At 71.8% G+C, this 26,912-nt stretch carries 21 protein-coding genes; 15 read left to right on the top strand and 6 right to left on the bottom strand.

Features of this window, described 5'->3' with window-relative positions; genetic code table 11:
• Positions 1-28: 28 nt before the first annotated feature.
• The 11 genes from ACFQPS_RS11270 (at position 29) to treY (ending at position 13,508) form a co-directional block, all read left to right on the top strand.
• A complete protein-coding gene (locus ACFQPS_RS11270) occupies positions 29-802 on the top strand; it encodes a methyltransferase domain-containing protein (protein ID WP_377359021.1) in 774 nt (257 codons plus the stop codon).
• Between the two features lie 120 nt (positions 803-922).
• On the top strand, positions 923-1,147 hold the full coding sequence (locus ACFQPS_RS11265) for a hypothetical protein (RefSeq protein WP_377359019.1): 225 nt from the start codon (positions 923-925) through the stop codon (positions 1,145-1,147).
• A gap of 165 nt (positions 1,148-1,312) precedes the next feature.
• Positions 1,313-1,660: a hypothetical protein gene (locus ACFQPS_RS11260; protein ID WP_377359018.1), complete on the top strand. Its 348-nt coding sequence runs from the start codon at positions 1,313-1,315 to the stop codon at positions 1,658-1,660.
• A 246-nt stretch (positions 1,661-1,906) separates the two neighbouring features.
• A complete protein-coding gene (locus ACFQPS_RS11255; RefSeq protein WP_377359016.1) occupies positions 1,907-2,959 on the top strand; it encodes a TAXI family TRAP transporter solute-binding subunit in 1,053 nt (350 codons plus the stop codon).
• 123 nt (positions 2,960-3,082) lie between these two features.
• Positions 3,083-4,429: a thymidine phosphorylase gene (gene deoA / locus ACFQPS_RS11250; protein WP_377359015.1), complete on the top strand. Its 1,347-nt coding sequence runs from the start codon at positions 3,083-3,085 to the stop codon at positions 4,427-4,429.
• A gap of 163 nt (positions 4,430-4,592) precedes the next feature.
• Positions 4,593-5,051, top strand: coding sequence for an aspartate 1-decarboxylase (gene panD / locus ACFQPS_RS11245; protein WP_377359013.1), 459 nt, complete (start codon positions 4,593-4,595; stop codon positions 5,049-5,051).
• 105 nt (positions 5,052-5,156) lie between these two features.
• Positions 5,157-6,092 carry a DMT family transporter gene (locus tag ACFQPS_RS11240; protein WP_377359011.1) on the top strand — a complete coding sequence of 312 codons (936 nt, stop codon included), beginning with the start codon at positions 5,157-5,159 and terminating at the stop codon, positions 6,090-6,092.
• 72 nt (positions 6,093-6,164) lie between these two features.
• Positions 6,165-7,040 (top strand): DMT family transporter, encoded by an 876-nt coding sequence (locus ACFQPS_RS11235; protein WP_377359009.1) that lies wholly within the window; start codon positions 6,165-6,167, stop codon positions 7,038-7,040.
• Between the two features lie 74 nt (positions 7,041-7,114).
• Positions 7,115-9,511, top strand: a complete 2,397-nt coding sequence (gene glgX / locus ACFQPS_RS11230) for a glycogen debranching protein GlgX (protein ID WP_377359008.1) — start codon at positions 7,115-7,117, stop codon at positions 9,509-9,511.
• Positions 9,504-10,502 carry a response regulator gene (locus tag ACFQPS_RS11225; RefSeq protein WP_377359006.1) on the top strand — a complete coding sequence of 333 codons (999 nt, stop codon included), beginning with the start codon at positions 9,504-9,506 and terminating at the stop codon, positions 10,500-10,502. The genes glgX and ACFQPS_RS11225 overlap by 8 nt, the downstream gene beginning before the upstream one ends.
• Positions 10,503-10,610: 108 nt before the next feature.
• The gene (treY, locus tag ACFQPS_RS11220) at positions 10,611-13,508 is read left to right on the top strand and encodes a malto-oligosyltrehalose synthase (protein WP_377359004.1); all 2,898 of its coding nucleotides are present in this window, start codon (positions 10,611-10,613) and stop codon (positions 13,506-13,508) included.
• Between the two features lie 6 nt (positions 13,509-13,514).
• Here the strand turns inward: treY and deoC are convergent, their stop codons facing one another.
• The 3 genes from deoC to ACFQPS_RS11205 all read right to left on the bottom strand — a co-directional run bounded on the left by deoC (position 13,515) and on the right by ACFQPS_RS11205 (position 15,781).
• The gene (deoC, locus tag ACFQPS_RS11215; protein ID WP_377359002.1) at positions 13,515-14,315 is read right to left on the bottom strand and encodes a deoxyribose-phosphate aldolase; all 801 of its coding nucleotides are present in this window, start codon (positions 14,313-14,315) and stop codon (positions 13,515-13,517) included.
• 12 nt (positions 14,316-14,327) lie between these two features.
• The gene (gene cdd / locus ACFQPS_RS11210) at positions 14,328-14,738 is read right to left on the bottom strand and encodes a cytidine deaminase (protein ID WP_377359000.1); all 411 of its coding nucleotides are present in this window, start codon (positions 14,736-14,738) and stop codon (positions 14,328-14,330) included.
• 92 nt (positions 14,739-14,830) lie between these two features.
• A complete protein-coding gene (locus ACFQPS_RS11205; protein WP_377358999.1) occupies positions 14,831-15,781 on the bottom strand; it encodes a peptidylprolyl isomerase in 951 nt (316 codons plus the stop codon).
• A 352-nt stretch (positions 15,782-16,133) separates the two neighbouring features.
• On the opposite strand from ACFQPS_RS11205, the gene ACFQPS_RS11200 reads away from it, so the two are divergent.
• The 3 genes from ACFQPS_RS11200 (at position 16,134) to ACFQPS_RS11190 (ending at position 22,795) form a co-directional block, all read left to right on the top strand.
• Positions 16,134-19,055 (top strand): 2-oxoglutarate dehydrogenase E1 component, encoded by a 2,922-nt coding sequence (locus tag ACFQPS_RS11200; protein WP_377358997.1) that lies wholly within the window; start codon positions 16,134-16,136, stop codon positions 19,053-19,055.
• 50 nt (positions 19,056-19,105) lie between these two features.
• The gene (odhB, locus tag ACFQPS_RS11195; protein WP_377358996.1) at positions 19,106-20,350 is read left to right on the top strand and encodes a 2-oxoglutarate dehydrogenase complex dihydrolipoyllysine-residue succinyltransferase; all 1,245 of its coding nucleotides are present in this window, start codon (positions 19,106-19,108) and stop codon (positions 20,348-20,350) included.
• 219 nt (positions 20,351-20,569) lie between these two features.
• On the top strand, positions 20,570-22,795 hold the full coding sequence (locus ACFQPS_RS11190; RefSeq protein WP_377358995.1) for an ATP-binding protein: 2,226 nt from the start codon (positions 20,570-20,572) through the stop codon (positions 22,793-22,795).
• Between the two features lie 32 nt (positions 22,796-22,827).
• Here ACFQPS_RS11190 and ACFQPS_RS11185 read toward each other — a convergent pair whose 3' ends face one another.
• Positions 22,828-24,276: a methyl-accepting chemotaxis protein gene (locus tag ACFQPS_RS11185; RefSeq protein WP_377358994.1), complete on the bottom strand. Its 1,449-nt coding sequence runs from the start codon at positions 24,274-24,276 to the stop codon at positions 22,828-22,830.
• 465 nt (positions 24,277-24,741) lie between these two features.
• Between ACFQPS_RS11185 and lpdA the strand changes: the two genes are divergently transcribed.
• Positions 24,742-26,151: a dihydrolipoyl dehydrogenase gene (gene lpdA, locus ACFQPS_RS11180; RefSeq protein WP_377358992.1), complete on the top strand. Its 1,410-nt coding sequence runs from the start codon at positions 24,742-24,744 to the stop codon at positions 26,149-26,151.
• Positions 26,152-26,163: 12 nt separating this feature from the next.
• Here the strand turns inward: lpdA and ACFQPS_RS11175 are convergent, their stop codons facing one another.
• Both ACFQPS_RS11175 and ACFQPS_RS11170 read right to left on the bottom strand, forming a co-directional pair.
• Positions 26,164-26,427, bottom strand: a complete 264-nt coding sequence (locus ACFQPS_RS11175; protein ID WP_377358990.1) for a helix-turn-helix domain-containing protein — start codon at positions 26,425-26,427, stop codon at positions 26,164-26,166.
• Complete coding sequence (locus ACFQPS_RS11170) at positions 26,424-26,705, bottom strand: BrnT family toxin (RefSeq protein ID WP_377358989.1); 282 nt, start codon at positions 26,703-26,705, stop codon at positions 26,424-26,426. Before ACFQPS_RS11170 ends, ACFQPS_RS11175 begins: the two co-directional genes overlap by 4 nt.
• Positions 26,706-26,912 lie beyond the last annotated feature (207 nt).

Raw genomic sequence — 26,912 nt, 5'->3', positions numbered from 1 at the left:
GGGGCCGGCGGAAGGGGGAGGGGACGGCATGGCGTGGGACCCGCGGCAGTACGACCTGTTCCAGGCGGCCCGGACGCGGCCGGGGCACGACCTGATGGCGGCGCTGCCGCCGCTGCGGCCGGGGCGCATCGTCGATCTGGGCTGCGGCAGCGGCCGGCTGACGGTCGAGCTGGCGGAGCGCCATCCCGGCGCTTCGGTGGTGGGGCTGGACAGTTCGCCCGAGATGCTGGCGCAGGCCGCGCGTGCCGACGGCCGCGTGGTCTGGGAACTGGGCGACATCGGGACCTGGAGCCCGTCCGACCCGGTCGATCTGATCTTCTCCAACGCCGCGCTGCACTGGCTGGACGACCACGCCACCCTGTTCCCGCGGCTGTTCGCCCGGCTCGCCCCCGGCGGCGTGCTGGCGGTGCAGATGCCGGTGGCGGACCGGGAGGCGCCGTTCCGCGCGCTGCTGCACCGGCTGGCGGGGCAGGAGCCCTGGGCCGCGCGGCTGGCCGGACGGCTGCGGCCGGAGGCGGTGCGCCCGCCGGCGGCCTACCACCGCTGGCTGGCGCCCCTGGCCGCGCGGGTGGACATCTGGACGACGGAGTATCTGCACGTCCTGGACGGACCCGACCCGGTGCTGGACTGGACCCGCGCCACCGCCCTGCTGCCGGTCACCGGGACGCTGGACGGCGCCGAGCGGGAGGCGTTCCTCGCCGCCTATGCCGAGGGGCTGCGCGCCCTCTACCCGCCCGAGGCGGACGGCCGCACCCTCTTTCCGTTCCGCCGCCTGTTCATCGTCGCCAAGGCGCGGGGCTGAGCACGTCGGGCCGGAGAAGCCCCCGTGTCGCAGGGGGCAAGGACCGATCGCGGCTTGCGATTCCGTACCCACGCCCCACATGGCAGGGGTCCCATCGACCGACCCGATCCGGAGGCACGCATGAAGCGAAAGCTCCACCGGGGGCCGTTGGCCCTGTCCGGCGTCTTCGTCGCCTCGGCGCTGGCCATGCCGTTCCTCGGCACCCTGCCCCTGCACCTCGCCATCGCCGGCAAGATCATGGCCCTGATCTATGCCGCCGGGCTGCTGGCCCTCTCCTTCGCCCCCGTGCACGACCGCCCTGCCGGGCCGGAGCGCAGGGCCGGCAGCCGGTCCCGCGCCGGCTGAGGCCAAGCTTCCGCGCCTTCCCCGCGCGCGCCCTGCGACATCCGTCTCCGCCCCCTCCGGCGGGGCGGACAGGTGCGTCCGGTTGGGCTACCCTGATCGCCGGGGCAGACATCACCGGCCCTGCGCGCGCGCAGGACGGGAGGGTGAGTGACGGGAGAGGCACGGATGAACGCGCTTGAGATCGCGGTCTTCGCACTGGCCCTGGCCGGGGGCAACGACCCCTTCATCTGCCAGTTGCAGATGGACCGGGTCTCCTGCACGAACGGCTATGTCGCCAGCCGCAACGGGCAGGGCAACATCGAGTTCGACAACGGGGTCGAGGTGCTGCGGCTGATGGACGGGACGCTGGCCTTCTCCAACGGCATCACCACCCACTGGGGCAGCGCGGGCTGGGTGCAGTTCAGCACCGGCCTGTCGGTGCGGCGCGACCGGGATGGCAGCTTCCGCTTCTCCAACGGTATGGTCTGCCGGGCAGAGGGGAACATGGCCGCGATCTGCGCCCGCAAGAGCTGATCCGGGCCGTCTCCGACGCCCTTTCCCCGTCAGATTGCGCCGGACCGCCTTCTTCGCAGATGCGGCAGGCGGCCGTGCGGCCCTGCCGGCCGTGCCCGCGCCGCACCCCCTCCGTTCGGGTGAGGCGCGGCCGCAACATGCGTGCGTGATTCGCACAAGAAGGTCCGGGGGCCGCCAGATATCGTTAGCCAATGGCGTTCTATTGTCGCGATGTAGTTCCGATCCCCGGATAAGGCGGCCACACCCATGGTCCCGCACGTCTCGCGCCTGGTCTGGCGTTCCGTCCCGTTCCTCGCCTTCGCAGTCGCGGCGGTCGCGCTCTGGCGCGTGCCGGACGTGCCGGCGGCGGAGGTGCGCTACGTGCGGATCGCCGCGGGTCCGGCGACCAGCCTGGGCTTCCAGGGGGCGACGACGCTGGCGAACGCGCTGACCCGTCCACCGGGCCTGCCGCCCTGCGACGCGGGCCGGCCCTGCGGCGTGCCCGGGGTCATCGCCCTGGCGCAGAGCCTGCCGGGGCCCGAAGCCATCGTCGCCGCCGTCGCCAGCGGGCAGATCGACACCGGGCTGGCCCCGGCGAACATCGTCTTCGGCGCCCGCTGCCCGGAGGGGCGCACCCCGGCGCAGGACGTCACCGTCCTGGGCGACGCCTATGCGGAGGCGCTGCACGTCCTGGCCCTGCCCGGATCGGGCATCGCGGCCGTGCCCGACCTGCGTGGCAAGCGGGTGGCGGTCGGCGTGGCCGGCAGCGAGGACCGGCGGCTGGCCGACCGCATCCTGATGGCGCACGAGCTGCGCCGGCGCGACATCCGCATGGTCGAGCTGGCGGGGGACGAGGCGCTCGCCGCGCTCGCGGAGGGGAAGGTGGACGCGGTCTTCCGCATCGCCGCCGTGCCCGACCCCGCCGTCGCCGGTCTGGCCGCCGCCGGGGCGGTGGTGCTGGTCCCGGTCGAGGACGCGGCGCGGCAACGGCTGCTGGAACTGGCCCCGTTCTCCGGCGAGGCGCGCATTCCCGGCGGCACCTATGGCGAGGCCGGGGAGGTGCAGACCCTGGCGCAGCCCGTGCTCTGGATCGCCGGTCCCGGCCTGCCGGCGGGGCTGGCGGCGGACCTGTCCGGGGCGGTGGAGAACCCGGCCAACCGGGCCCTGCTGACGACGGAGCCGGTGGCGCTGTTCCCGGTGGCCCTGTTCCCGGTGGACGCGGACGCCTTCCGGCCGGGACGGCTGGCGGCCCCCCTGCATCCCGGTACCGCCGCCCGCTACGCGGGCGCCAGCCCGATGCCCTGCCCGGAGGCGCGCTGACGGGTCTGCGCCCGCATCGGCCCTGCTCCGGGCGCCTTGCCCTGGGGGCTTTGCGTTGTGTAGGGATCAGCGATCCTTCCGGTCGCTCCCTTCGGTCCCCTTCGATCTGACGCGCGAGGTTCCATGTCCGGCGGACAGCCTTTCCTGCCCCAGGAGATCATCCGCAAGAAGCGCGACGGCGGCACGCTGGCCGATGCCGAGATCGCGGCCTTCGTCGCCGGCCTGACGGATGGCAGCATCGGCGACGGACAGGCCGCCGCCTTCGCCATGGCCGTGCTGTTCCGCGGCCTGGACGGGGCGGAGCTGGTGGCGCTGACCCGCGCCATGACCCGCTCCGGGACGGTGCTGGACTGGACCGGCGAGCGGCTGCCCGGGCCTGTGCTGGACAAGCATTCGACCGGCGGCGTCGGCGACAAGGTCAGCCTCGTGCTGGCGCCGGTCATCGCCGCCTGCGGCGGCTTCGTGCCCATGGTCTCGGGGCGTGGGCTGGGCCACACCGGTGGCACGCTGGACAAGATGGATGCCATCCCCGGCTATGTCAGCCAGCCGGACCTCACCCGCCTGCGCGCCGTGGTGCGGCAGGCAGGCTGCGCCATCGTCGGCGCCACCGGCGACATCGCCCCGGCGGACCGGCGGCTCTACGCCATCCGCGACGTGACGGCGACGGTGGAGAGCCTGGACCTGATCGTCGCCTCCATCCTCTCCAAGAAGCTGGCGGCCGGGCTCCAGGGGCTGGTGATGGACGTGAAGACCGGCTCCGGCGCCTTCATGCCCGAGCGTGAGCGGGCCGACGCCCTGGCCCGCGCCATCGTCTCGGTGGCGGAAGGGGCGGGGCTGCCCACGGTGGCGCTGCTGACGGACATGGACCAGGTGCTGGGCACCACGGCCGGTAACGCGGTCGAACTGCGCGAGGCCATCGACATGCTGCGTGGCGAGCGCGGCGAGTCCCGCCTGCGCGCGGTGACATGGGAACTGTGTGCGGAGATGCTGCTGCTGGGCGGTCTGGCCGCGACCCTGCCGGAGGCGCGGTCGCGGGTGGAGGACGCGCTGGCCGGCGGGGCGGCGGCCGAGCGCTTCGCCCGCATGGTGGCGCTGCTGGGCGGCCCCGCCGACCTGCTGGAGCGGCCGGAGCGCCATCTGCCCGCCGCCCCCGTGACGGTCGAGGTCCACGCCGCGGAGGACGGCTACGTCTCCGGCCAGGACGTGCGCGGGCTGGGGCTCTCGGTGGTGGCGCTGGGCGGCGGCCGGACCCGGCCGGGCGACGGCGTGGACCACCGTGTCGGCCTGACCGACGTGGCTGCCATCGGCACGCAGGTCGGGCCGGGCGGAACCCCGCTGTGCCGGCTGCACGCCGCGGATGCGGAGACGGCGGCGGCGCAGGCCGACCGGGTGCGCACCTGTTTCCACCTGGACGGCGCCCCGCCGGCACCGACGCCGGTGCTGCTGGGCCGCGTCTCCGAGTGGGCATAGCTGTCCGGCAAGGCGGGCCGGACATGGGTGATCCCCACCCTTGTCCGGGCGTCTGCGACATTCGGGACTTGGGCCGCGGGCGCGGATGACTTACATCAGGCGCCGTCCGCAACGTCCGGCCCCGCGGCCCCGCCGCCGCCGCTTACGGAAGGCTTCTCCCGCCATGATCAAGGTCGTCCGCGCAAAGCTGCACGGCATCACGGTGACCGGGGCGGACCTGAACTATCACGGGTCCATCACGCTCGATCCGGAGATCTGCGCCCAGGCCGGGATCTACCCGATGGAGTTCGTGGAGATCTGGAACCGTAATTCGGGCGCGCGGATCTCCACCTACGTGATCTTCGGCGAGCCCGGATCGGGCTGCTGCATCCTGAACGGGGCCGCCGCCCGGACCTGCCAGCGGGGCGATGTCATCATCATCGCCGCCAGCGAGTACACCACGCCCGACCGGCTCTACACGCTGAAGCCGCGCATCCTGACCTTCACCGCCGGGAACCGGGTGGACCGGGTGCTGCGCTACGACGTGTTCAAGGGGCCGGACCGGGCGTTCGACTTCCGCACCCTGGACATCACCGCGGGCGAGGACGCGGCGGTGCTGGAGCCGGTGCCCATCCTGGACTGACCGTTCCCCCCCGGCCGGTCCCCGCCGGCCCGTCCGCCGGCGCCGGTCTGGCGGCCCCCGGCGTTTCCATCGCCTGCCCGAGACGCAACCCCGGACGCCCCGCGCATGGCCGACCCCACCCCCGCCGCTTCCGGCTTCCCCGCAGCCGTCCCGCCCGAGACGGTCGCCCGCGGCATCGTGATGGCGGTGACGGCGTTCGCGCTGTTCAGCGGGCTGGACGTCATCGTCAAGCTGCTGACGGCGCGCTACGCCCTGCCGCAGATCATCTTCCTGAACGCCGTCTTCTCCCTGGGGCCGGTCCTGGCCTATGCCGCGGTCCGCGGCGGGGTGCTCGCCAGCCTGCGGACGCGGCGGCTGCGGCTGCACGGGCTGCGCGCCCTCTGCGGCGTCTGCTCCGGCTTCTGCACCTTCTTCGCCTACAGCCGGATGCCCATCGCGGATGTCTACGCCCTGGCCTTCGCGGCGCCGATGATCATGACCGCGCTGTCCGTGCCGGTGCTGAAGGAACAGGTGGGCTGGCGGCGCTGGACGGCGGTGGCGGTCGGTTTCGGCGGGGTGCTGCTGATGCTGCGGCCGGGACGCGGGATGGTCGATGTCGGTGCCCTGGCCGCGCTGGCTGGCGCCTTCTTCTATTCCTCGGGTATGATCATCTCCCGCCTGATGCGGGGGACGGAGACGAGCGTCAGCTTCGCCTTCTATTCCGCCGCCGCGGCGATGGCCGCGACGGCCGGCATGCTGCCCTTCTTCTGGCAGACCCCGACCCTGGCCGACCTGGGCCTGTCGGCCCTGGGCGGGACGCTGGGCGGTACCGCCCTGGTGATCCTGCTGACGGCCTTCCGGCAGGCGCCCACCGCCGTGGTGGCGCCGTTCCAGTATACCCAGCTCCTCTGGGGGGTGTTCTATGGCTGGGTCTTCTTCGGGCACCTGCCCGATGCCTGGCTCTTCCTGGGCGGGGGCATCGTGATCGGCAGCGGCCTCTACATCCTGCACCGCGAGACCCGGCGCACCGTGCCGCAGCCCCCGCGGCTCCCGCAGCCCTGAGACCCCGGACCGCCGGGGTCCCCGGTTCCTCCCGTTCCCGACAAAGGTTCCGACGTGACCGTATCTGTTCCGATGGCCAGGAATTCGACCCTGGCGGGCATCCTCCTGTTCATCGCCACCGTCTTCTGCTTCAGCGTGATGGACGCGATGGTCAAGGATCTGTCCGCCCGCTACGGCACCTGGCAGATCATGTTCTTCCGCGGCCTGTTCTCGCTGCTGCCGATCGCCGTCCTGGTGGCGCAGAGCGGCGGCATCGCGGCGCTGCGCACCTCGCGGCCGGTGTCCCACCTGCTGCGCGGGCTGGTCGGCATCGCCACGGCCTTCTGCTTCTTCTACAGCTACGGCCACATGCCCCTGGCCGATGTCTACGCCATCGCCTTCGCCACCCCGCTGCTGATCACGGCCCTGTCGGTGCCGCTGCTGGGTGAGCATGTCGGCTGGCGGCGCTGGACGGCGGTGCTGGTCGGATTCGTCGGCGTCCTGATCATGCTGCGGCCGGGCGAAGGGATGGGAACCCCGGTCGCCCTCGTCGCGCTGGCGGGCGCCTTCTTCTATGCGCTGCTGATGATCTATGTCCGCCGTCTGGCCCGGACGGAGACGACGGCCGCCATCGTCTTCTACTTCGTGTTGCTCCTGTGCGTGCTGTCCGCTGTCCTGATGCTGCCGGAGTGGCGCACCCCGGACACGCTGATGGACTGGACGCTGCTGGTGGCCACCGGCATCCTCGGCGGGTTCGGGCAGATTCTGATGACGCTGGCCTTCCGCCGGGCGCCGCCCTCGGCCGTCGCCCCCTTCGAATATACCGGCATGATCTGGGCGGTGTTCTTCGGTTTCGCCTTCTTCGGAGAGGTGCCCGACCCCGCCATCTGGATCGGCGGCGCCATCGTCATCGGCAGCGGGCTCTACATCCTCCACCGCGAGGCATTGTTGGCGCGCCGGGGCCGCTGACCGCCACGGGGCTTGGCGGAACCGCTTTCCCTTGGCATGGTGGGGTGCCTCCCGAAAGTATAGCCTGAGGACGCATGCTAACAAACGGTGCCGCCCGCACCACGGTCTGGCCGGGGCGCCCCTATCCTCTGGGGGCGACCTGGGACGGTTCAGGCGTCAACTTCGCCCTGTTCTCCGCCAACGCGGAGAGGGTGGAACTCTGCCTCTTTGACGAAAGCGGCGCGCGGGAGATGGACCGCGTCATCCTGCCCGAATACACCGACGAGATCTGGCACGGCTACCTGCCCGAGGCGCGGCCGGGGCTGCTCTACGGCTATCGCGTCTACGGCCCCTACGATCCCGGCCGCGGCCACCGCTTCAACCCGAACAAGCTGGTGCTGGACCCCTACGCCAAGTCGCTGGTGGGGGGCATCCGCTGGTCGGACGCGCATTTCGGCTACCGGGTCGGCTCCAGCCGGCAGGACCTGTCCTTCGACCGGCGCGACAATGCCCGCGGCATGCCGAAGTGCCGGGTGATCGACCCGGCCTTCACCTGGGGGGCGGAGCGGGCGCCGTCGGTGCCCTGGACCGACACCGTGATCTACGAGGGGCATGTCCGCGGCCTGACCATGCGCCACCCGCAGGTGCCGCCGGGACAGCGCGGCACCTTCGCCGGCCTGGGCAATCCCGGCCTGATCGAGCATCTGCGCGCCCTGGGCGTCACCGCGGTGGAGCTGCTGCCGGTGCAGGCCTTCAGCGACGACCGGCACCTGCTGGAGAAGTCGCTGCGCAACTACTGGGGCTATGCCACGTTCGGCTTCTTCGCGCCCGAGCCGAGCTACATGTGCGGCACCTCCACCAAGGAATTCAAGACCATGGTGGCCCGGCTGCACGATGCCGGGATCGAGGTGATCCTGGACGTGGTCTACAACCACACGGGCGAGGGCAACCATCTCGGCCCCACGCTCAGCTTCCGCGGCATCGACAATGCCAGCTACTATCTGTTGAACGGCGGCGATCCGCGCTACTATACGGACCATACCGGCACCGGGAACACGCTGAACCTGACCCATCCGCGCGTGTTGCAGATGGTGATGGACAGCCTGCGCTACTGGGTCACGGACATGCATGTGGACGGGTTCCGATTCGACCTGGCCACCGCGCTGGCGCGCGAGGCGAACGGCTTCGACCCCGGCAGCGGCTTCCTGGACGCCGTGCGCCAGGACCCGGTGCTGTCGCGCGTCAAGCTGATCGCGGAACCCTGGGATGTCGGCCCCGGCGGCTACCGGCTCGGCCAGTTCCCGACCGGCTGGGCGGAATGGAACGACCGGTTCCGCGACACCGTGCGCCGCTACTGGCGCGGCGACGAGGGCATGCTGCCGGAACTCGCCGCCCGGCTGACCGCCTCGGCCGACCTGTTCGAGCGCGGCGCCCGCCGCTCCTGGTCCAGCATCAACTTCGTCACCAGCCATGACGGCTTCACCCTGAACGACGTCGTCTCCTACACGCGCAAGCACAACGAGGCGAACGGCGAGGGCAACCGCGACGGCCACGACGCCAACTACTCCTCGGCCTACGGCCTCGAAGGGCCGACCGAGATCGCCGGGGTGCGCGCCCTGCGCCTGCGTCAGGCGCGCAACATGCTGGCGACCCTGTTCCTGTCGCAGGGGACGCCGATGCTGCTGGGCGGGGACGAGATTCTGCGGACCCAGGGCGGCAACAACAACGCCTACTGCCAGGACAACGGTGTGAGCTGGGTGGACTGGACCGGCACGGGGGCCGGGCCGGACGCCCGGGACATGACCGCCTTCATCCGCCGCCTGACCGCGCTGCGCCGGACGCACCCGGTGCTCCGCCGCGGCCGTTTCCTGCACGGGGAGGAACGCTCGCACGACGGGGTCAGGGACATCACCTGGGTGACCCCGCTGGGGATCGAGAAGACGCCCGAGGAATGGCGCGACACCCACGCCCGCTGTCTGGGCCTGCTGCTGAACGGCCGCGCCGGCCGGTATCTGAACCCCGACGGCAGCCATGCCGTGGACAGCGTGCTGCTGTTGATCGTCAACGCCCATATCGAGCCCGTTTCCTTCCGCCTGCCGCAGGTGCCGGGCGGCACCGCCTGGCGGGCGCTGCTGGACACCGGCGATCCTGTCGGCCTGCCGCAGCCCGGCTTCCAGGAGAGCGGCCGCGGGATGGAGGTGCCGGCGCGGACGACCCTGCTGCTGGAACTGGTGGAGCCGCCGGCGGCCGTTCTGACGCCGCCCCCGGACACGCTGGAAACCGCGGCGGAAACTCCGGTGGAGGCCGGTCCCGCCCCGCCGGCGGACGCGGGTCCGCTGGACCCGGGGGGCACGGCGGACGAGGCGGACGCCGGGGAGACCGCGGAGACGCCCCCCCCGGCCGTTTCCGCCGACATACCCTCTGCCGGTATGGCCCAGGCGGACACGCCCCCCGTCGGCGACGGGACCGCAGCGGTGGACCGCCATGGCTGAGATCGATCTCCACCCGGTCAACTGCTTCCTGATCGACCGCGAAATGAACACGCGGCGCATCCTGCGCAGCATCCTGACCCGGGCGGGCATCGACAAGATCCAGGAGTTCTCCACCGTCGCCGAGCTGGTGGCGGCCATGGCCTCGATCACGCCGGACCTGATCTTCATCGAGGCCGACCATCCCGAGGGGGAGACGCTGCGCTTCGTCAGCCATCTGCGCCACGGCCAGTTCGCCACCAACCCGTTCGTCTGCGTCGTCGCCACCACCTGGCAGGCGACGCAGCAGGTGCTGCTGCGTTTCACCGCCTCGGGGGCCGACGATCTGATGATCAAGCCCTTCTCGACCAAGCAGGTGCTGGACCGGGTGTACGGGCTGATCCATGCCCGCAAGAGCTTCGTCGTCACCAGCGACTATATCGGTCCCGACCGCCGCAAGACCCCCCGCGACGGTCCGGCCAACCCCCTGATCGAGGTGCCGAACACCCTGCGGCTGAAGGCGATCGGCGGCCATGAGCGGACCGACCTCGCCGCCCAGATGGCCGCGGCGCTGGAGGCGATCGACGCGCAGAAGGTGCTGCGCCACGGCTTCCACATCGCCTTCCTGGTGGACTTCGCCTTGCCCGGGCTGGCGCAGGAGCCGCCCGACCGGATGGCGGTGGAGCACCTGACCCGGGTCGGGCCGGTGGCGGACGACCTGCTGCGCCGGGTCCACGACCCGGACATGCGCCCGCATGTGGAAACCTTCGTGCGCGCCCTGCACGCGCATCTGGACCGGCTCAAGGCGAACCCCGGTCGGGCCTACGACAACCCCACGGCGCTGCGCCGCGCCGCCATGGGCGTGGCGGCCCTGACCGCCCGGCGCAGCGACATGGCCGCCCTGGAACAGGAGGTCCAGGCGGCGGTCACCGGCTACCGCAGCCGGCTCGAACAGATGGCGCAGGCCAAGGCCGAGTCGCAGGGCTCACCGCCCGGCGATCCTGTCGCGTCCTGAGACCTGTCCGGGGCGGTTCCGCACCGCTCCCGAATCCCCGTCCGCGGCGGGCGACCTTTCCGGCGGCTCCGGCGTTTCCTGATCCGACCCGACGCCTCCGGAGGCAACATGACCACGGCCGACGCGCAGACCCTGCCGCCGCCCATTCCCGCCGTGCCGCGCGCCACGGTGCGGCTGCAACTGCGCGCCGGCTTCGGCTTCGATGCCGTGCGCGCCCTGGTCCCCTATTTCGCGGACCTGGGGATCAGCCATGTCTACGCCTCCCCCTTCCTGCGCGCCCGCTCCGGCTCGGCGCACGGCTACGACATCATCGACCACGCCGCCCTGAACCCGGAGATCGGGGACGAGGCCGCCTTCGATGCCCTGGTGGCGGCGCTGCACGCGCACGGCATGGGGCTGATCCTGGACTTCGTGCCGAACCACATGGGGGTGGGCGGCGACGACAATCCCTGGTGGCTGGACGTGCTGGAATGGGGCCGGGCCAGCCCCTACGCGCCCTTCTTCGACATCAACTGGGAGGCCGGGGCCGACGGCCGGCTGCTGCTGCCCGTGCTGGGCGACCAGTACGGTGCCGTGCTGGAGCGCGGCGAGCTGGTGCTGACGCTGGCCGACGGCGCCTTCAGCGTGCGCTACTTCGCCCACCGTTTCCCGCTCTGCCTGAAGGAGTATCCGCGCCTGCTGCGCCTTGCGGCGGAAACGGTGGAGGCCGGCGACGACCGCCAGCGCCTGGGCGAACTGGCGACCGCCTTCGCCGCGCTCGACACGGGCGGGCCGTCCGTGCAGCGCCAGGCGCTGCTGCGGCGGGAGGCGGACGAGCTGAAGCGCCGCCTCGCCCGGCTGGTGGAGGAGAGCGCCCCCGTCCGCACCGCCCTCGACGGCGCCGTCGCGCAGATCAACGGCAGCCTGGACGATCCGGCCAGCTTCCGGGAGCTGCACGGACTGCTGGAGCGGCAGTCCTACCGCGTCGCCTTCTGGCGGGTGGCGGCGGACGAGATCAACTACCGCCGCTTCTTCGACGTCAACGAGCTGGCCGGGCTGCGCATGGAACGGCCCGACCTGTTCGAGCTGAGCCACCAGCTCGTCTTCCGGCTGATCGGTGACGGCAAGCTCCAGGGCCTGCGCATCGACCATATCGACGGGCTCTACGATCCCCGCGCCTACTGCGAGCAGCTCCAGACCCGCGCCGCCTACCTGACCGACCGGCCCGGTGCCGCGGCTCCGGCCGGTTCCGGGGCGGCACGTCTGTCCGAACCGCTCTACGTGGTGGTGGAGAAGATCCTGGCCCGCCACGAACACCTGCGGGAGGAGTGGCCGGTGGCGGGCACCACCGGCTACGAGTACATGGTGATGGCCGCCGGCCTCTTCGTCGATCCCGCGGCGGAAGCGGCCCTGACGGAGACCTACGAGCAGTTCCTGGGGCGCGAGGCGCCCTATGACGAGATGCTGCTGGAGGCCAAGCGGCTGATCCTGGCGCGCAACCTGTCGGCCGAGCTGAACGTGCTGGCGCGGGAGCTGCACGGCATCGCCCAGCAGAGCTGGGCCAGCCGCGACCACACCCTGACCGGCATCCGCCGGGCCCTGACCGACGTCGTGTCCCAGTTCCAGGTCTACCGCACCTACGTCACCGGGGAGCAGGTGGCGGACGAGGACCGGCGCTACATCGACTGGGCGGTCGGCCGCGCCCGCAAGGCGGCCGCCGCGGCCGTGGACCTGTCCGTCTACGATTTCGTGGCCGCGGCGCTGACCACCGATCTCGTCCGCGACGGCCGTCCCGGCTACCGGGCCGAGGACGTGGTCCGCTTCGCCATGAAGGCGCAGCAGCTCACCGGCCCGGTGATGGCGAAGTCGGTGGAGGATACCTTCTTCTACCGCCATGTCCGGCTGGTCTCGCTGAACGAAGTGGGCGGCGATCCCGACCGCTTCGGTGTCAGCCCGGCCGCCTTCCACCGCGCCAACCAGGAGCGGTTGCGGCGCTGGCCGCACCAGCTCGTGACGCTGGCGACCCACGACCACAAGCGCGGCGCGGACACGCGGGTGCGGATCGACGTGCTGTCGGAGCTGCCGGAGGAATGGGGTCGGCGGGTGGTCCGCTGGTCCCGCATGAACCGCATGAAGAAGCGGGAGATCGAAGGCCGTCCGGCGCCCGGCCGCAACGACGAGTACCTGCTGTACCAGACCCTGGCCGGGGCCTGGCCGCTGGACCTCGGCCCCGACGACGCCCCGGGCCTGGGCGCGCTGGCCGACCGTGTCCACGGCTACATGCTGAAAGCGGTGCGCGAGTCCAAGTACCGCTCCAACTGGGCGATGCCCGACACCGAGTACGAGGAGGCGCTGGAACGCTTCGTGCGTGCCATCCTGGACCCGGAACGCGCGGCGGCCTTTCTGGCGGACATGGCCGGTTTCGTCGCCCTGATCGCCCCGGCCGGCGCCGTCAACGGCCTGTCGCAGGTGCTGCTGACCCTGACCGGCCCGGGCGTGCCGGATCTCTACCAGGGCACGGAATACTGGGACTTCTCCCTGGTCGATCCGGACAACCGGCGCGATCCCGACTGGACGGCGCTGGCCGCCTCCCTGCGCGCCGCCACTCCCGCGGCGGAGCTTCTGGCGCACTGGCGCGACGGCCGCATCAAGCAGCATGTCTGGGCTGCGGGGCTGCGGCTGCGCCGCGACGACCCGGCCCTGTTCGCCCTGGGGGACTACCAGCCGGTGGAGACCGCCGGCCCGCAGGCCGACCGGGTCATGGCCTTCCTGCGCCGGCGGGAGGGGCGCGTCGCCCTCACGGTGGCGCCGCGGCTGGTGCTGCCGCTGCTGGGGCAGGGGGCGGAGCGGCCGGCCATCCCGGCGGAGGCGTGGGCGGACACGGTGCTGGTCCTGCCCGATCCGGGCGGCGTCACGGAGCTGCGCGACCTGCTGACCGGGGGCACGGTTACGGTGCCGGGCGACGGCCGCCTGCCCGTGGGCCGGCTGCTGTCGCCCCTGCCGGTGGCGCTGCTGGTCGGCGGCTGAGGCGGATCAGTATCCGGACCCGGACCGCGGCCCGGCCGGACCCTTGCCGAGGGCGGCCAGCAGCGCGTCCAGCAGGCCGGAGGCGCCGAAGCGGAAGGTCGCGGGGCCGGCCCAGTCCGGACCGCAGATGGCGTCCGCAAGCGCCAGGTACTCCCGCGCCCCGGCGATGTCGCGCACCCCGCCGGACGCCTTGAAGCCGACCGGCCGGCCGGCGTCGCGGCAGGCTTCCAGCAGGATGCGGGCGGCGCCGGGGGTGGCGCCGACCGGCACCTTGCCGGTGGAGGTCTTCAGGAAGTCGGCCCCCGCCTCCACGGCGATGGCCGCGGCCTTGGCGATCAGGGTCGGCTTGGCGAGCGATCCCGTCTCCAGGATCACCTTCATCGTCGTGTCGCCGCAGGCCTCGCGGTAGGCGGCCAGATCCGCCGCGGCGCGGGCGCCGTTGCCCTGGATCACGTCGGCGTAGTTCATCACCACGTCGATCTCGTCCGCCCCGTCGGCCAGGGCCTCGCCGATCTCGTACAGCACCCGCTCGCGGGCGAAGCTGCCGCCGGGGAAGTTCACCACGGTGGCGACCCGGATGCCGGTGCCGCGCAGGTTGGATTTCGCGATGGCGACCCAGAGCGGCCAGATGCAGACGGCGGCCACCGGGCCGGCCGCGCTCTGCGCCCGGTCGCAGAGGTGGACCACGGTATCGGCATCGTCGCCGTCGTTCAGGCTGGTCAGGTCCAGCAGCGGCAGGGCGCGGGCGGCGACCGCCGCGTCGTCGTCACGGGAGGGGCCGGCGGCCGGGGTGGTGCTGTCGGTCATGGCGGGGTCCCGTCAGAAGCCCAGATTGTCCGGCCCGAAGGAGTGCGGCAGCAGCTCCCCCAGGGTGAAGCTGCGGCCCGTTCCGCCCGCGTCGAAGACATGGATCGGCGTGTCGGGGCCGGCGAACTCCCGGATGCGCTGGCGGCAGCCGCCGCAGGGCGTGCAGAGCAGGCCCGATCCGGCGTCGCCGCCGACCACGGCGATCTCCACGATCCGCTTCGCCCCGGCCATCACCATGGCGCCGATGGCCGTCGCCTCGGCGCACTGGCCCTGCGGGTAGGCCGCGTTCTCGACGTTGCAGCCGGCATGGACGGTGCCGTCCTCGGCCCGGATGGCGGCGCCCACCTTGAAGCGGGAATAGGGGCTGTAGGAGCGGGCGCGGGCCGCGGCGGCGGCGGCGAACAGATCGGCGGGGGTCGGCATGGCGGGTCGGACATCACCGGGAACGGGAAACGGACGGCGAGCATAGGTCGCGCCGCCGCCGCCCGCCAGCCCGTTCCGTTCTGCCGGTCCGCTCAGGGCGCGCGGCGCACCGGCGGCAGGGTGTTGCAGACATCGGCCGCGCCCGCCGGCTCCACGAACCAGGGGTCGCGCCGGTTGCGCCGGGCATCGACATAGGCGTCCCAGGTCGGCGTGCCGGTCTTCAGGACCTGGAGCGCCGGCCGTTCGGCCGCCGGCATGTCCGCGACAAGGCGGACGCGCAGGATCGGCGCACGCTCGGCCGCGGTCTCGTAGAAGCCCAGCGGGCCGGTGCCGCGCGGCAGCGAACTCAGGCGCTCGATCCCCTCCAGCACCCGGCCGACGACGGTGATGTTGCGGTCCAGATGGCGCGGCGCATGGCCGATCACGGCATAGAGCCCGGCCCCGCTGCCGCTGTCCGGGTCCCCGCGCGAGACGCCGACGGTGCCGTAGCAGTGTGCGCCCCAGACCTCGCCCGTCTTCGGGTTCCGCGCCGCCGGGAAGCCGCCGACGAAGCCCGTCTCCGGCGCATAGGCGTCCGGTCCCGGGATCGCGTCGAAGGGCAGGGCGGTGCCGTCCCGGACGACGAACTCCGGCGGCAGCGCGGCCTTGGCGGTGCGGATCGGGCGGGAGCCGCGGCCGTCCTCCTCCTCCGGGTCGCCCCACTGGGCGACGTAGTTGTCCTGCACGCGCACCACCGTCAGCCCGTCGAAATAGCCCTCCCGCACCAGGGCGCGGATGTTCGCCCCATGCAGCGGCGCCAGCGCCGGCGCCAGCTCCAGGATCACGGGGCCGGAGGCCAGCTCCATCACCAGGGTGCTCTCCGGGTCGATGCCGCGCCAGTCGCCGGGAGCCGCGGCGGCGATCACCTCCGACACCGTGGGCCCCCGGGCCGGCGCTTCGGCGGCGGCGGCGCCGGACAGCAGCAGGGCCGTGGAGAGAAGGGCAGCGGACAGACGCGCGGCGGGCCGGATCGTCGGGGCGGGCGGAAGCGGGGGGCGCGGCATGATGGACGGGTCCTCGGAAAGGCTGGCGGACGGACGGTCCGCCCCGGCAAGATGACAGCCGAGGAGCGGCCCGCTGTCCAGCGCGGCACCGCGGGCGGCGCAGAGCCGCGTCAGACCGGGCGGAGCCAGGGCAGAGTCGTGTTGGGAAAGTTGGAGGACGGGCCGGGCGTGCCCATCTGTGGGAGGTGCCGGCCGGCTTCGGGAGGCGGATGCTTGTCTACCTGACCATAAGCGTTGGCGTTCAGGCCCTTGCCGGGGCCTGCGACGTATTGAAGCCCCCCGAGGCTTGACGTAAAACCGAAACACCCTTCCGGCCGCCGCTCCGGTCGCGGCCCTCACACGCGGTCAGCCAATGGCTCCTCTCGATTTCGCTCCGTCCGAGCGCGACTCCTTCCTCTTCGGCGCCAACGCCACTTTCATCGCTGAACTCTATGCCCAGTTCCAGAAGGACCCGTCCTCGGTGGACCCGAGCTGGCAGTCCTTCTTCGCCGAACTGGGCGACGATGCGGGGGAACTGCTGGCGGAGCTTCGGGGGGCGAGCTGGTCCAGCAACGACGCCGGCGTGATCGGCACCTCCGACACCGAACCGGCGGCCCGGCCGCCCCGCCCCGCTCCGGCGGCGGCGCCCGCGGGCTCGGCCGCCTCGGGCCTGTCGGTCGATCAGGTGCGCCGGGCGACGCAGGACAGCATCCGCGCCCTGATGATGATCCGCACCTACCGGGTGCGCGGCCATCTCCAGGCCAAGCTGGATCCGCTGCACCTGGAGAAGCGGGAGGACCATCCGGAGCTGGACTACCGCTCCTACGGGTTCACCGACGCCGACCTCGACCGGCCGATCTATATCGGCCACGTCCTGGGCATGGAGACGGCGACGCTCCGGCAGATCGTCGAGGTGGTGCAGGCGACCTACTGCGGCCATGTCGGCGTCGAGTTCATGCACATCCAGGACCCCGAGCAGAAGGCCTGGATCCAGGAGCGCATCGAGGGCATCCGCAACCAGACCGACTTCACCGTCAACGGCAAGAAGGCGATGCTGCAACGGCTGACCGCGGCCGAGGGCTTCGAGCGCTTCTTGCAGATGAAGTACACCGGCACCAAGCGCTTCGGACTTGAGGGCGGCGAGGTGCTGGTGCCCGCCCTCGAACAGGTGATGAAGCGCGGCGGCCAGCTCGGCCTGAAGGAGATCGTGCTGGGCATGGCCCACCGCGGCCGGCTGAACGTGCTGACCAACGTCATGGGCAAGCCGTTCAAGGCCGTGTTCAGCGAGTTCCAGGGCAACGCCGCCCATCCGGAGGACGTGCAGGGCTCGGGCGACGTCAAGTATCACCTGGGCACCTCCAGCGACCGCGACTTCGACGGCAACACCATCCACCTGTCGCTGTCGCCCAACCCCTCGCATCTGGAGGCGGTGAACCCCGTCGTCTGCGGCCGCGTGCGCGCCAAGCAGTGCCAGCGCGCCGGCCAGATCCCGCCGACCGAGGAGAGCCGGCGCGAAGTGATGGGCGTGCTGCTGCACGGCGACGCCGCCTTCGCCGGCCAGGGGCTGGTGCCGGAGACGCTGCTGCTGTCGGAGCTGAAGGGCTACCGCACCGGCGGCGTGATCCACTTCATCATCAACAACCAGATTGGCTTTACCACGGCGCCGCAGTACGGCCGCGGCGGTCCCTATCCGACCGAGGTGGCGAAGTCGATCCAGGCGCCGATCTTCCACGTCAACGGCGACGATCCGGAGGCGGTGGTTCACATCGCCCGCATCGCCACCGAGTTCCGCCAGAAGTTCCTGAAGGACGTGGTGGTGGACATCGTCTGCTACCGCCGCCAGGGCCATAACGAGGGCGACGAGCCGGCGTTCACGCAGCCCCTGATGTACAAGGAGATCCGCAACCACCCGACGACGCGGGAGCTGTACGGCCGCCAGCTCGTGGCCGAGGGCGTCATCTCCCAGCCCGAGGTGGACGGGATGGTGCAGGAGTTCCAGCAGCGGCTGGAGCAGGAGTTCGAGGCGGCCACCACCTTCCGCCCGAACAAGGCCGACTGGCTGGAGGGCAAGTGGGCCGGCCTGTCCCCCGCCACGGGCGAGGACCGGCGCGGCGAGACGGCGGTGCCGCTGGACGTGCTGAAGGAGGTCGGGCTCGCCATCTCCCGGGTGCCGCAGGGCGTCAACGTCAATTCCAAGATCGTCCGCCAGCTCAAGGCCAAGCAGGAGATGATCGAGAGCGGCCACGGCATCGACTGGGCCACGGCCGAGGCGCTGGCCTTCGGCACGCTGCTGGTCGAGGGCATGCCGGTCCGCCTGTCCGGCCAGGATGTGGGCCGCGGCACCTTCTCCCAGCGCCACTCCGTCCTGGTCGATCAGGAGACGGAGGCGAAGTACATCCCGCTGAACCATATCCGCCCGGACCAGGCCCATTACGACGTGCATGACAGTCCGCTGTCGGAAGCCGGCGTGCTGGGCTTCGAGTACGGCTACAGCCTGGCCGAACCGCACGCCCTGATCCTGTGGGAGGCGCAGTTCGGCGACTTCGCCAACGGCGCCCAGGTCATCATCGACCAGTTCATCAGCTCGGGCGAGTCCAAGTGGCTGCGCATGTCGGGGCTGGTCATGCTGCTGCCGCACGGCTACGAGGGGCAGGGGCCGGAGCATTCCTCCGCCCGGCTGGAGCGCTTCCTCCAGCTCTCCGGCGAGGACAACTGGCAGGTCTGCAACCTGACCACCCCGGCCAACTACTTCCACGCCCTGCGCCGGCAGGTCCGCCGCGACTTCCGCAAGCCGCTGGTGATCGTCACGCCGAAGTCGCTGCTGCGGCACAAGCTCTGCGTTTCGCCCCTCGCTCAGCTCTCGGGGAGCGAGACGTTCCACCGCGTCCTGGGCGACGAGACGCCGGATCTGGCGGAGGCGGGCAAGGTGCGCCGGGTGGTGCTCTGCACCGGCAAGGTCTATTACGACCTGCTGGCGGAGCGGGAAGCCCGCGGGGTCAAGGATGTCGCCCTCGTCCGCATCGAGCAGCTCTACCCGTTCCCGGCCAAGTCGCTGGGGGCGCACCTGGCGAAGTATCCCGGCGCGGACGTCGTCTGGTGCCAGGAGGAGCCCGCGAACATGGGGGCCTGGTTCTTCCTGGACCGCCGGATCGAAGGGGTGCTGACGGAGATCGGCCACAAGGCCGGCCGGCCGAAATATGCGGGCCGGCCCGAGGCGGCCTCGCCCGCCACCGGCCTGCTGAAGCGCCACAATCAGGAACAGGCGAAGCTGCTGGACGAGGCGCTCAGCGTCTGACACAGCCTCAGGACGACAACCAACCTAGAAACGGATCGAAGGCCAGTTCCATGGCGACGGAAATCAAGGTTCCCACCCTCGGCGAATCGGTCACGGAAGCGACCGTGGCCCGCTGGATGAAGAAGATCGGCGACACGGTAGAGGCCGACGAGCCGCTGGTGGAGCTTGAGACCGACAAGGTGACGCTGGAGGTGAACGCCCCCGCCGGCGGCACCCTGACCGACATCCAGGCGGAGGACGGCGCCACGGTCGGCGTCGGCGCCCTTCTCGGCGTCATCGCGGACGGTGCGGCGAAGCCCGCCGCGGCTCCGGCCGCCGCCCCGGCGCAGGCGGCCCCGCAGCCCGCGGCTGCTCCCGCCGCCGCTGCGGCAGGCGTCATGCCGGCCGCGCGCAAGATGGCGGACGACCACGGCGTCGATGCCGGGAAGATCGCCGGCTCCGGCAAGGACGGGCGCGTCACCAAGGGCGACGTGATCCAGCATCTGGAGCAGCCCCGCCCGGCGGCCGCCCCGGCTTCCGCCCCTGCCGCGCCGGCTCCCGCGCCCGCGGCCCCGGCGGCGAAGCCGGCCGCGCCCGCCGGTCCGCGCCCGCGCGCCGACCTGGAGGAGCGGGTGCGCATGACGCGCCTGCGCCAGCGCATCGCCGAGCGTCTGAAGGAGGCGCAGGACACCGCGGCCATGCTGACCACCTTCAACGAGGTGGACATGACCAACGTGATCGCCATGCGCGCCCAGTTGAAGGACGCCTTCGAGAAGAAGCACGGCGTGAAGCTGGGCTTCATGTCCTTCTTCGTGAAGGCCTGCATCGTGGCGCTGAAGGAGATCCCGGCCGTCAATGCCGAGATCGACGGCAGCGATCTGGTCTACAAGAACTACTACGACATCGGCGTCGCCGTCGGCACCCCGCAGGGACTGGTCGTGCCGGTCGTGCGCGACGCCGACAAGCTGGGCTTCGCCGGGGTCGAGGGAAAGATCGCCGAGCTGGGGAAGAAGGCGCGCGACGGCAAGCTGTCCATCGAGGACCTGTCGGGCGGCACCTTCACCATCTCCAACGGCGGCGTGTACGGCTCGCTGATGTCCACGCCGATCCTCAATCCGCCGCAGTCCGGCATCCTGGGCATGCACAAGACCATGGACCGCGCCGTCGTGGTCAACGGCAAGGTCGAGGTGCGGCCGATGATGTATCTCGCCCTCTCCTATGACCACCGCATCATCGACGGCCGCGAGGCCGTCACCTTCCTGGTGCGGGTCAAGGAGTGCATCGAGAATCCCGAGCGCATCCTGCTGGACGTCTGACGGAAGACGGCTTCCGGCGGTTGACCGCCTGATCCACGCCCCGCCGGTCTCCGGCGGGGCGTTCGCGTCGGGGGGGCGCGTCGGGGTATTCGCGTCGGGGTATTCGCGTCGGGGCCCCGCCGGCCCGGCTCCGCAGGGCTGCCGGGACCGGGACGGGGGCTGGCGCGGTGTGTCCGCTCGGCCTAAGCTGACCTGCTGCCGGATGCGTCGGGGATTCGCATGGGCCTGGTTGATATCGTCATTGCGATCAACAGCTCGACGCTGCTCGGGGCCGGCGTCCTGCTCGCCCTGATCTGGTGGTACTGCCGCCCGGAGCGCTATGCCCTGTTCTGGTCGGCGACGCTGATCCTGTCGGCCGTCGGCTGGGCTCTGGGGGTCGTCGCCCGGCCGCAGGAGGGCATCCTCTTCATCCTGACCGGGATGATCGCCGATCTGTGCTTTCTGATCGGCTACTGGTTGTTCGCGCTGGGCACGGCCCGCTATTTCGGCGGGCCTGCGCTGTCGCGCTACTGGCTCCTGGGGGCGTCCGCCGCCGTCGGCATCGGCTGGGTGGTGATGGTCCGGGGCAGCCCGGCCTTGCAGGAGGTGATGTCCGCGGTCTCCGTCGCGGTGCTGCTGCTTCCCGCGACCGCCCGGCTCTGGGTGCAGGGTCGGCGCAATGCCGGCGAGGTGATGCAGGCGGTGTCGGTGACGATGATCGCCCTGCTGAATGCCGCCTACGCCCTGTCGATGCTGGTCGAACAGCCCGCCTATGTGCGCGAGTTCGACCTCACGGGCCAGGAATGGCTGGCCATCGCCGTGCCCGTCACCTTCACCCTGTTCGCCATGAGCGGGGTGCTGGTGACCTGCCTGCGCCTGCTGGAGCGCATGGGCGAGCAGGCGCGGGCCCTGGAACGCTCCATCGAGGAGACGCAGCTCGCCACCCGGGCCAAGAGCGAGTTCTTCGCCACGGTCAGCCACGAGATCCGCACCCCGGTGAACGCCATCCTGGGCAGTCTGGACATTCTGGGCACGACCGCGCTGGACGAGCACCAGACCCGCTGCATCTCGGTGATGGACAGCGCCGGGCAGTCGCTGCTGGCGCTGCTGGATGACATCCTGGACATGACCCGGATCGAGGCCGGGCGGTTGACGCTGGAAACCGGCGATGTCGATCTGCACCGCCGGCTGCGCGACGTCGTGGAACTGATGACGCCGCCGGCGGTGGAGAAGGGGCTCAGCATCGGGCTGGAGATCGCCCCCGGCGTGCCGCGGCATGTGCGCGGCGATCCGGTCCGGCTGCGCCAGATCCTGCTGAACCTGATCGGCAACGCCATCAAGTTCACCGAGCGCGGCAGCATCACCGTGACCGCCGCCCCGACCGGCACGGATGCCGACGGCCGGACCCTGGTGCGGCTCACGGTGGCCGATACCGGCATCGGCATTCCGGCCGAGCGGCTGGCCACGATCTTCGAGGCGTTCTCCCAGGCGGACGGCTCGATCTCCCGCCGGTTCGGCGGTGCCGGCCTGGGCCTGACCATCTGCCGCCGGCTGGCCGCCCTGATGGACGGTCGCATCGAGGCGGAGTCGGAGCCCGGCCGCGGCAGCCGCTTCCATGTGGAGATCCCCTTCGCCCCCGGCGTGCCGGTCGCCGGCACCGGCCCGGTGGAGGAGGCGCTGCCGGTCTGGACGGCGCCGCCCACCGTGCTGCTGGTCGAGGACGAGGCGGTGAACCGTTTCGTCGCCAGCCAGATCCTGGAGCGCCACGGTTTCCGCGTGGTGCAGGTGGAGAGCGGCCCCAAGGCCCTGGAGCTTCTGGCGCGGGAGCGGGTGGACATCATCCTGATGGATCTCGGCATGCCCGGCATGGACGGGCTGGAGGTGGCGACCCGCATCCGCGCCATGGACGGGCCGGCGGCCACGACCCCGATCGTGGCCCTGACCGCCAGCGTGCTGACGGAAACCGTGTCGCGCTGCCGCGAGGCGGGGATGCAGGGCTTCGTCTCCAAGCCCATCCGCATCGACGTGCTGCTGCACAAGCTGGCCGAGGTGATTCCGCCGGCCGCCGGGGACGGCCTCCCGGCCGCGGACGGGGGGCACGAGATCCCGCGGCCGCAGACCGCCCTTCCGGCCGGCCGGCTGGAGGCCCTGCGCCGGGAGCTGGGGGACGCGGCGGTGGACACCATGCTGACCCGGGCCCATGAATCGCTGACCGAGGGCCGCGCGGCCCTGGCCGCGGCCTGGGAGCGCCGGGCCCGCCGCCGGGTGGTGGAGATCGCCCACCGTCTGGCCGGCACGCTGGACGTGATGGGGCTGGGGGATGCGGCGGGGTCTGCCCGCCGCCTGGAGGAAGCGGCGGAGGTCGGCGCCTCGCTGCACCTGGACCCGTTCGTCGAGGAGCTGCTCGCCACCCTCGACGGCGTGCTGGCGACGCTGCCCCGGCCGGCCGCCACCCTGGCCGGCTGAGGCCCCTGCGCGTGCGCCCCGCCGGGCGCGCGTCAGACCTTGTAGGCGATGCGCACGCCGCCCCAGTGGCGGCCGTTGACCAGGATGGGGGCGGAGACGTCCTTCATCAGGGCGAACGCACCGCCGCCCATGTCGCGCCGGTAGGCTTGCACCAGGAAGGGCCGCGTGTTGCGGCCCGCCGCCAGCCCGACGCGGTCGTTGAAGATGCGGCGGTTGCGGCTGTTCGCCATGTTCCAGTCGCGCTCGCCCGGCCGCTGCGGCTGGCTGAAGCGGCGGTTGTGGGTGGGCAGGTAGCCGTTGCTGTCCACCGCGGCGCAGAACACCACCCGGTCGGAGAGCGACAGCACCGGCTCCTGGATGTCCGGCAGCAGCCGGTCGGTCAGGGCGGTGAAGCGGGTCATCACCTGCTGCGGGTCGCTGCCGGCGACAGGGCGGTAATCGCGGTCGAACAGGTCGGCCTCGCTCACGCTGCCGCGCGCCAGTTCCGCCTCGAAGGCGCGGGCGATGCGGGCCGCTGTCTCCTGGGCTGCCCGGATATAGGGGGTGTCCACCGTCTCCACACCCAGCTCGGCGGTGGCGCCGATCAGGCGCTCCCCGGCCGACAGCAGGCCGTTCAGCCGGTCGCGCGCCCCGGTCAGGTTCGCCGCCGTCTGGCTGACGCCGCCGGCCAGCCCGTCGATCCGGCCCTCCACCGCGGCGATGCTGTCGCCGATGGCGCGGGCGGCGCTGTCGATCCGGTCCTGCTCGCTGTCCACCTCGGCCATGGCGTCGGCCACGGTCCGCATCACCTCCCCGATCCGGTTGGTGTCGTTGCGGACCGACGCCGCGCGCTGCACGCTGTCGCCGCTGCGGGTGATCAGCGCCCGCGCCTCCGCCGTGAGCTGGCGCAGGGTGGCGTCGATCTCCTGCGTCGCCTCGGTCGTCTTGGCGGCCAGGGCCTTGACCTCAGAGGCGACGACGGCGAAGCCCTTGCCCGCGGCCCCGGCGCGCGCCGCCTCGATGGTGGCGTTGAGCGCCAGCAGGTTGGTCTGCTTGGCGATGGCGTTGATGCCCTGGGCGACGCGCCCGACCCGCTCCAGCGCGCCTTCCAGCCCGGCGAGCTGGCTTTCGATCCCGGCCACCGCTTCGGTCAGGGCGCGGATGTCGGCCAGGGCGCGGTCCACCTGGTCGCGGCTGCTCTCCACCTCGCCGCGGGCGCGGGCGGCGACGGCGCGGGCCGTCTGCGTCGATTCCGTCACCCGCCGGTTGCGCTCGGACATGCCGTGCGCTTCCCGCAGCAGTTCGCGGAAGACGCGGTCCTGCTCCTCCACCCGGGCGGTGACGTCATCGACATGGCCCGCGATGTCGGCGATGGAGACGCCCAGGGAGCCCACGTCGCGCGCGATCTCCGCGACCGCCCCGCTCACGCGGCTGCCCGGTCCGCCGGCCACGCCGTCCGCCCCCTGCCGCGCTGTCGGCGGTGTCTGCCCGTCATACGCCATCCGGCCCTCCGCCCGTCCGGCCCGGTGCGCCCGCCGGTCCGGATTGTTTCCTTCTGCGAACGGTAGCCGCGCAGCGGTTTACCATCCGTTAGCCCCTTGCACCCGACCGCACCTGTCCACCGCCGCCGCCCGCCGCCACCCGCCGCCACCCGCCGCCACCCGCCGGCGGACGGACCGGCTCCCGCCATGCTGCTTCAGATTGTGCTGATATGTACAGGGGGAACGGAAGGGGCAACCTCATCCTTAAGTATCACTACCCTTCCGTGGGGGTCTGTCCGGCCCCGCGCGTGCCCGGACCCTGTCCTTTCGGACCGGCAACGGCCGGGCCGGGCTGTGGACAGCCGTACCCGGCCTTGCCATAAAGGTCGCCGTTTCTTTCCGCGTTCTTCGCGCGCCTGCCCGTCCGCGGCGGCGGCCGGCATCATCCCCCGATCCCCCGTTTCCCCGATCCTAAGGACGATCCCCATGGCTGACATGCAGTTCGACCTCGTCGTCATCGGCAGCGGTCCCGGTGGCTACGTCGCTGCCATCCGCGCGGCCCAGCTCGGCCTGAAGACCGCCTGCGTGGAGATGCGGGACACCCTGGGCGGCACCTGCCTGAACATCGGCTGCATCCCCTCCAAGGCGCTGCTGACCGCCAGCGAGAAGTACGAGGAGGCGAAGCACGGCCTCGGCGGCTTCGGGGTCAAGGTCGCCGGGGTGGAGCTGGACCTCCCCGCCATGATGGCGCACAAGACCAAGGTCGTGCAGTCGAACGTCGAAGGCGTGCAGTTCCTGTTCAAGAAGAACAAGGTCGCGCGCTTCCACGGCCGCGGCGTCATCGACGCGCCGGGCGTGGTGAAGGTGGTGAAGCCGGACGGTTCCGCCGAGACGCTGACGACGAAGAACATCCTGATCGCCACCGGCTCCGACGTGATGCCGCTGCCCGGCGTCACGATCGACGAGAAGCGGATCGTCAGCTCCACCGGGGCGCTGGACCTGGAGAAGGTGCCCGGCCGGCTGGTCGTGATCGGCGGCGGCGTGATCGGGCTGGAGCTGGGCTCCGTCTGGCAGCGGCTGGGCGCCCAGGTCACGGTGGTGGAGTTCCTGGACCGCATCCTGCCCGGCATGGACGCCGAGGTTTCCAAGCACGCGCAGCGCATCCTCGGCAAGCAGGGCCTGTCCTTCAAGCTGGGCACCAAGGTGACCGGCGCGCGGATGAACGCGGAGAGCGTGACCCTGACGCTGGAACCGGCCAAGGGCGGTGGCGAGACGACGCTGGAGGCGGACATCGTGCTGGTCGCCATCGGCCGCCGCCCCTACACGGAGGGGCTGGGGCTTGAGCAGGCGGGCGTGGCGCTGGACAACCGCGGCCGCATCGTCACCGACCACCATTTCCGCACCAACGTCCCCGGCATCTGGGCCATCGGCGATGTCATCGCCGGCCCGATGCTGGCCCACAAGGCGGAGGAGGAGGGCGTGGTCGCCGCCGAGGTGATGGCGGGCCAGTCCGGCCACATCAACTACGACGCCATCCCGGGCGTGGTCTACACATGGCCGGAGATCGCCGCCGTCGGCCGGACGGAGGAGCAGCTCAAGGAGGCCGGCATCGCCTACAAGGTCGGCAAGTTCCCCTTCACCGCCAACGGCCGCGCCCGCGCCATGCAGGTGACCGAGGGCTTCGTGAAGGTGCTGGCCGATGCCACGACCGACAAGCTGCTGGGCGCCCACATCATCGGCGCCAACGCCGGCGACATGATCGAGGAACTGGCCCTGGCCCTCGAATTCGGCGCCAGCAGCGAGGACGTGGCCCGCACCAGCCACGCCCACCCGACCCTGACCGAGGCGATCAAGGAAGCCTGCCTCGCCGTGGACGGACGGCCGATCCACATCTGAGCGCGGTGAGCCTCAGGCGGCGGTCGCCTTGGCATAGGCCGCGGCGACCGCCGGGGGATCGTTGGCGATGGCGCGCAGGTAGGAGGCGGCGGCCGTGTCCGGGGCGCTGCGCCCCTGCTCCCAGTCGCGCAGGGTGCCCAACGGGATGCCATAGGTCTCCGCGAACGCCTGCTGGCCCAGCCCGGCCCTGAGCCGCGCCCTTCTGGCGAGCGGCGGATGCCGGAGGTCGGCCAGGGTGGCCGGGCTGAGGGGCAGGTCTTCGGGCTCTGTCGTCATCGGTGGCAGCCTTGTGCGGCGAAGTAGCTGTCCGTCTCGCGGCGGTCCGCCCGCCGGACGGAAATGAAATGCGGACCCGCCGCGCGGTCGGCATAGGTCAGGACGTAGACGGTCCCCTCGACCATTCCCAGGGCATTCCACCGGGTTTCGCCATAGTCCATTCTGTCGTCGACGGCCTCGACCAGACCGGGGTCCGACAGCACCCTGGCCCCGAACGTCAGAGGAAGGCCGTGACGGACGATGTTCCTGTCGTTCTTTCCGGGATCGAAGGGAACCATCCGTCGGAGGTCGGACCCGCAGTGATCAGGGCCAAGGATACGGGCAGCCCGTAGTTCCGGCAAGTCCGGCCGTGGGCGCCGCGATGGCGTCCGGCCGTGGCGACGCCTCCCGGCCCGACGCTGTGCAGGCCCGCTACGGCCGCCCCTGGCAGAGGGGGCGGCTTTACCGGGGCTGGGTCAGGGCGGTCCTGATGTCGCCCAGTCGCT

It is taken from the genome of Rhodocista pekingensis, from assembly GCF_042665545.1.
In the GTDB taxonomy this organism is placed as follows: Bacteria; Pseudomonadota; Alphaproteobacteria; order Azospirillales; family Azospirillaceae; genus Rhodocista; species Rhodocista pekingensis.
The sequence above is the reverse complement of the archived record's forward strand: the minus strand, read 5'-3'. Positions and strand labels throughout refer to the sequence as shown.

Coding starts and splice junctions, on each gene's coding strand:
- ACFQPS_RS11255 (WP_377359016.1), top strand. CDS start 1,907: ATGGTCCCGCACGTCTCGCGCCTGGTCTGGCGTTCCGTCCCGTTCCTC.
- glgX (WP_377359008.1), top strand. CDS start 7,115: ATGCTAACAAACGGTGCCGCCCGCACCACGGTCTGGCCGGGGCGCCCC.
- ACFQPS_RS11190 (WP_377358995.1), top strand. CDS start 20,570: ATGGGCCTGGTTGATATCGTCATTGCGATCAACAGCTCGACGCTGCTC.
- ACFQPS_RS11185 (WP_377358994.1), bottom strand. CDS start 24,276: ATGGCGTATGACGGGCAGACACCGCCGACAGCGCGGCAGGGGGCGGAC.
- ACFQPS_RS11205 (WP_377358999.1), bottom strand. CDS start 15,781: ATGCCGCGCCCCCCGCTTCCGCCCGCCCCGACGATCCGGCCCGCCGCG.
- ACFQPS_RS11265 (WP_377359019.1), top strand. CDS start 923: ATGAAGCGAAAGCTCCACCGGGGGCCGTTGGCCCTGTCCGGCGTCTTC.
- lpdA (WP_377358992.1), top strand. CDS start 24,742: ATGGCTGACATGCAGTTCGACCTCGTCGTCATCGGCAGCGGTCCCGGT.
- ACFQPS_RS11175 (WP_377358990.1), bottom strand. CDS start 26,427: ATGACGACAGAGCCCGAAGACCTGCCCCTCAGCCCGGCCACCCTGGCC.
- deoA (WP_377359015.1), top strand. CDS start 3,083: ATGTCCGGCGGACAGCCTTTCCTGCCCCAGGAGATCATCCGCAAGAAG.
- ACFQPS_RS11225 (WP_377359006.1), top strand. CDS start 9,504: ATGGCTGAGATCGATCTCCACCCGGTCAACTGCTTCCTGATCGACCGC.
- odhB (WP_377358996.1), top strand. CDS start 19,106: ATGGCGACGGAAATCAAGGTTCCCACCCTCGGCGAATCGGTCACGGAA.
- ACFQPS_RS11240 (WP_377359011.1), top strand. CDS start 5,157: ATGGCCGACCCCACCCCCGCCGCTTCCGGCTTCCCCGCAGCCGTCCCG.
- deoC (WP_377359002.1), bottom strand. CDS start 14,315: ATGACCGACAGCACCACCCCGGCCGCCGGCCCCTCCCGTGACGACGAC.
- ACFQPS_RS11235 (WP_377359009.1), top strand. CDS start 6,165: ATGGCCAGGAATTCGACCCTGGCGGGCATCCTCCTGTTCATCGCCACC.
- treY (WP_377359004.1), top strand. CDS start 10,611: ATGACCACGGCCGACGCGCAGACCCTGCCGCCGCCCATTCCCGCCGTG.
- ACFQPS_RS11200 (WP_377358997.1), top strand. CDS start 16,134: ATGGCTCCTCTCGATTTCGCTCCGTCCGAGCGCGACTCCTTCCTCTTC.
- cdd (WP_377359000.1), bottom strand. CDS start 14,738: ATGCCGACCCCCGCCGATCTGTTCGCCGCCGCCGCCGCGGCCCGCGCC.
- ACFQPS_RS11260 (WP_377359018.1), top strand. CDS start 1,313: ATGAACGCGCTTGAGATCGCGGTCTTCGCACTGGCCCTGGCCGGGGGC.
- ACFQPS_RS11270 (WP_377359021.1), top strand. CDS start 29: ATGGCGTGGGACCCGCGGCAGTACGACCTGTTCCAGGCGGCCCGGACG.
- ACFQPS_RS11170 (WP_377358989.1), bottom strand. CDS start 26,705: ATGGTTCCCTTCGATCCCGGAAAGAACGACAGGAACATCGTCCGTCAC.
- panD (WP_377359013.1), top strand. CDS start 4,593: ATGATCAAGGTCGTCCGCGCAAAGCTGCACGGCATCACGGTGACCGGG.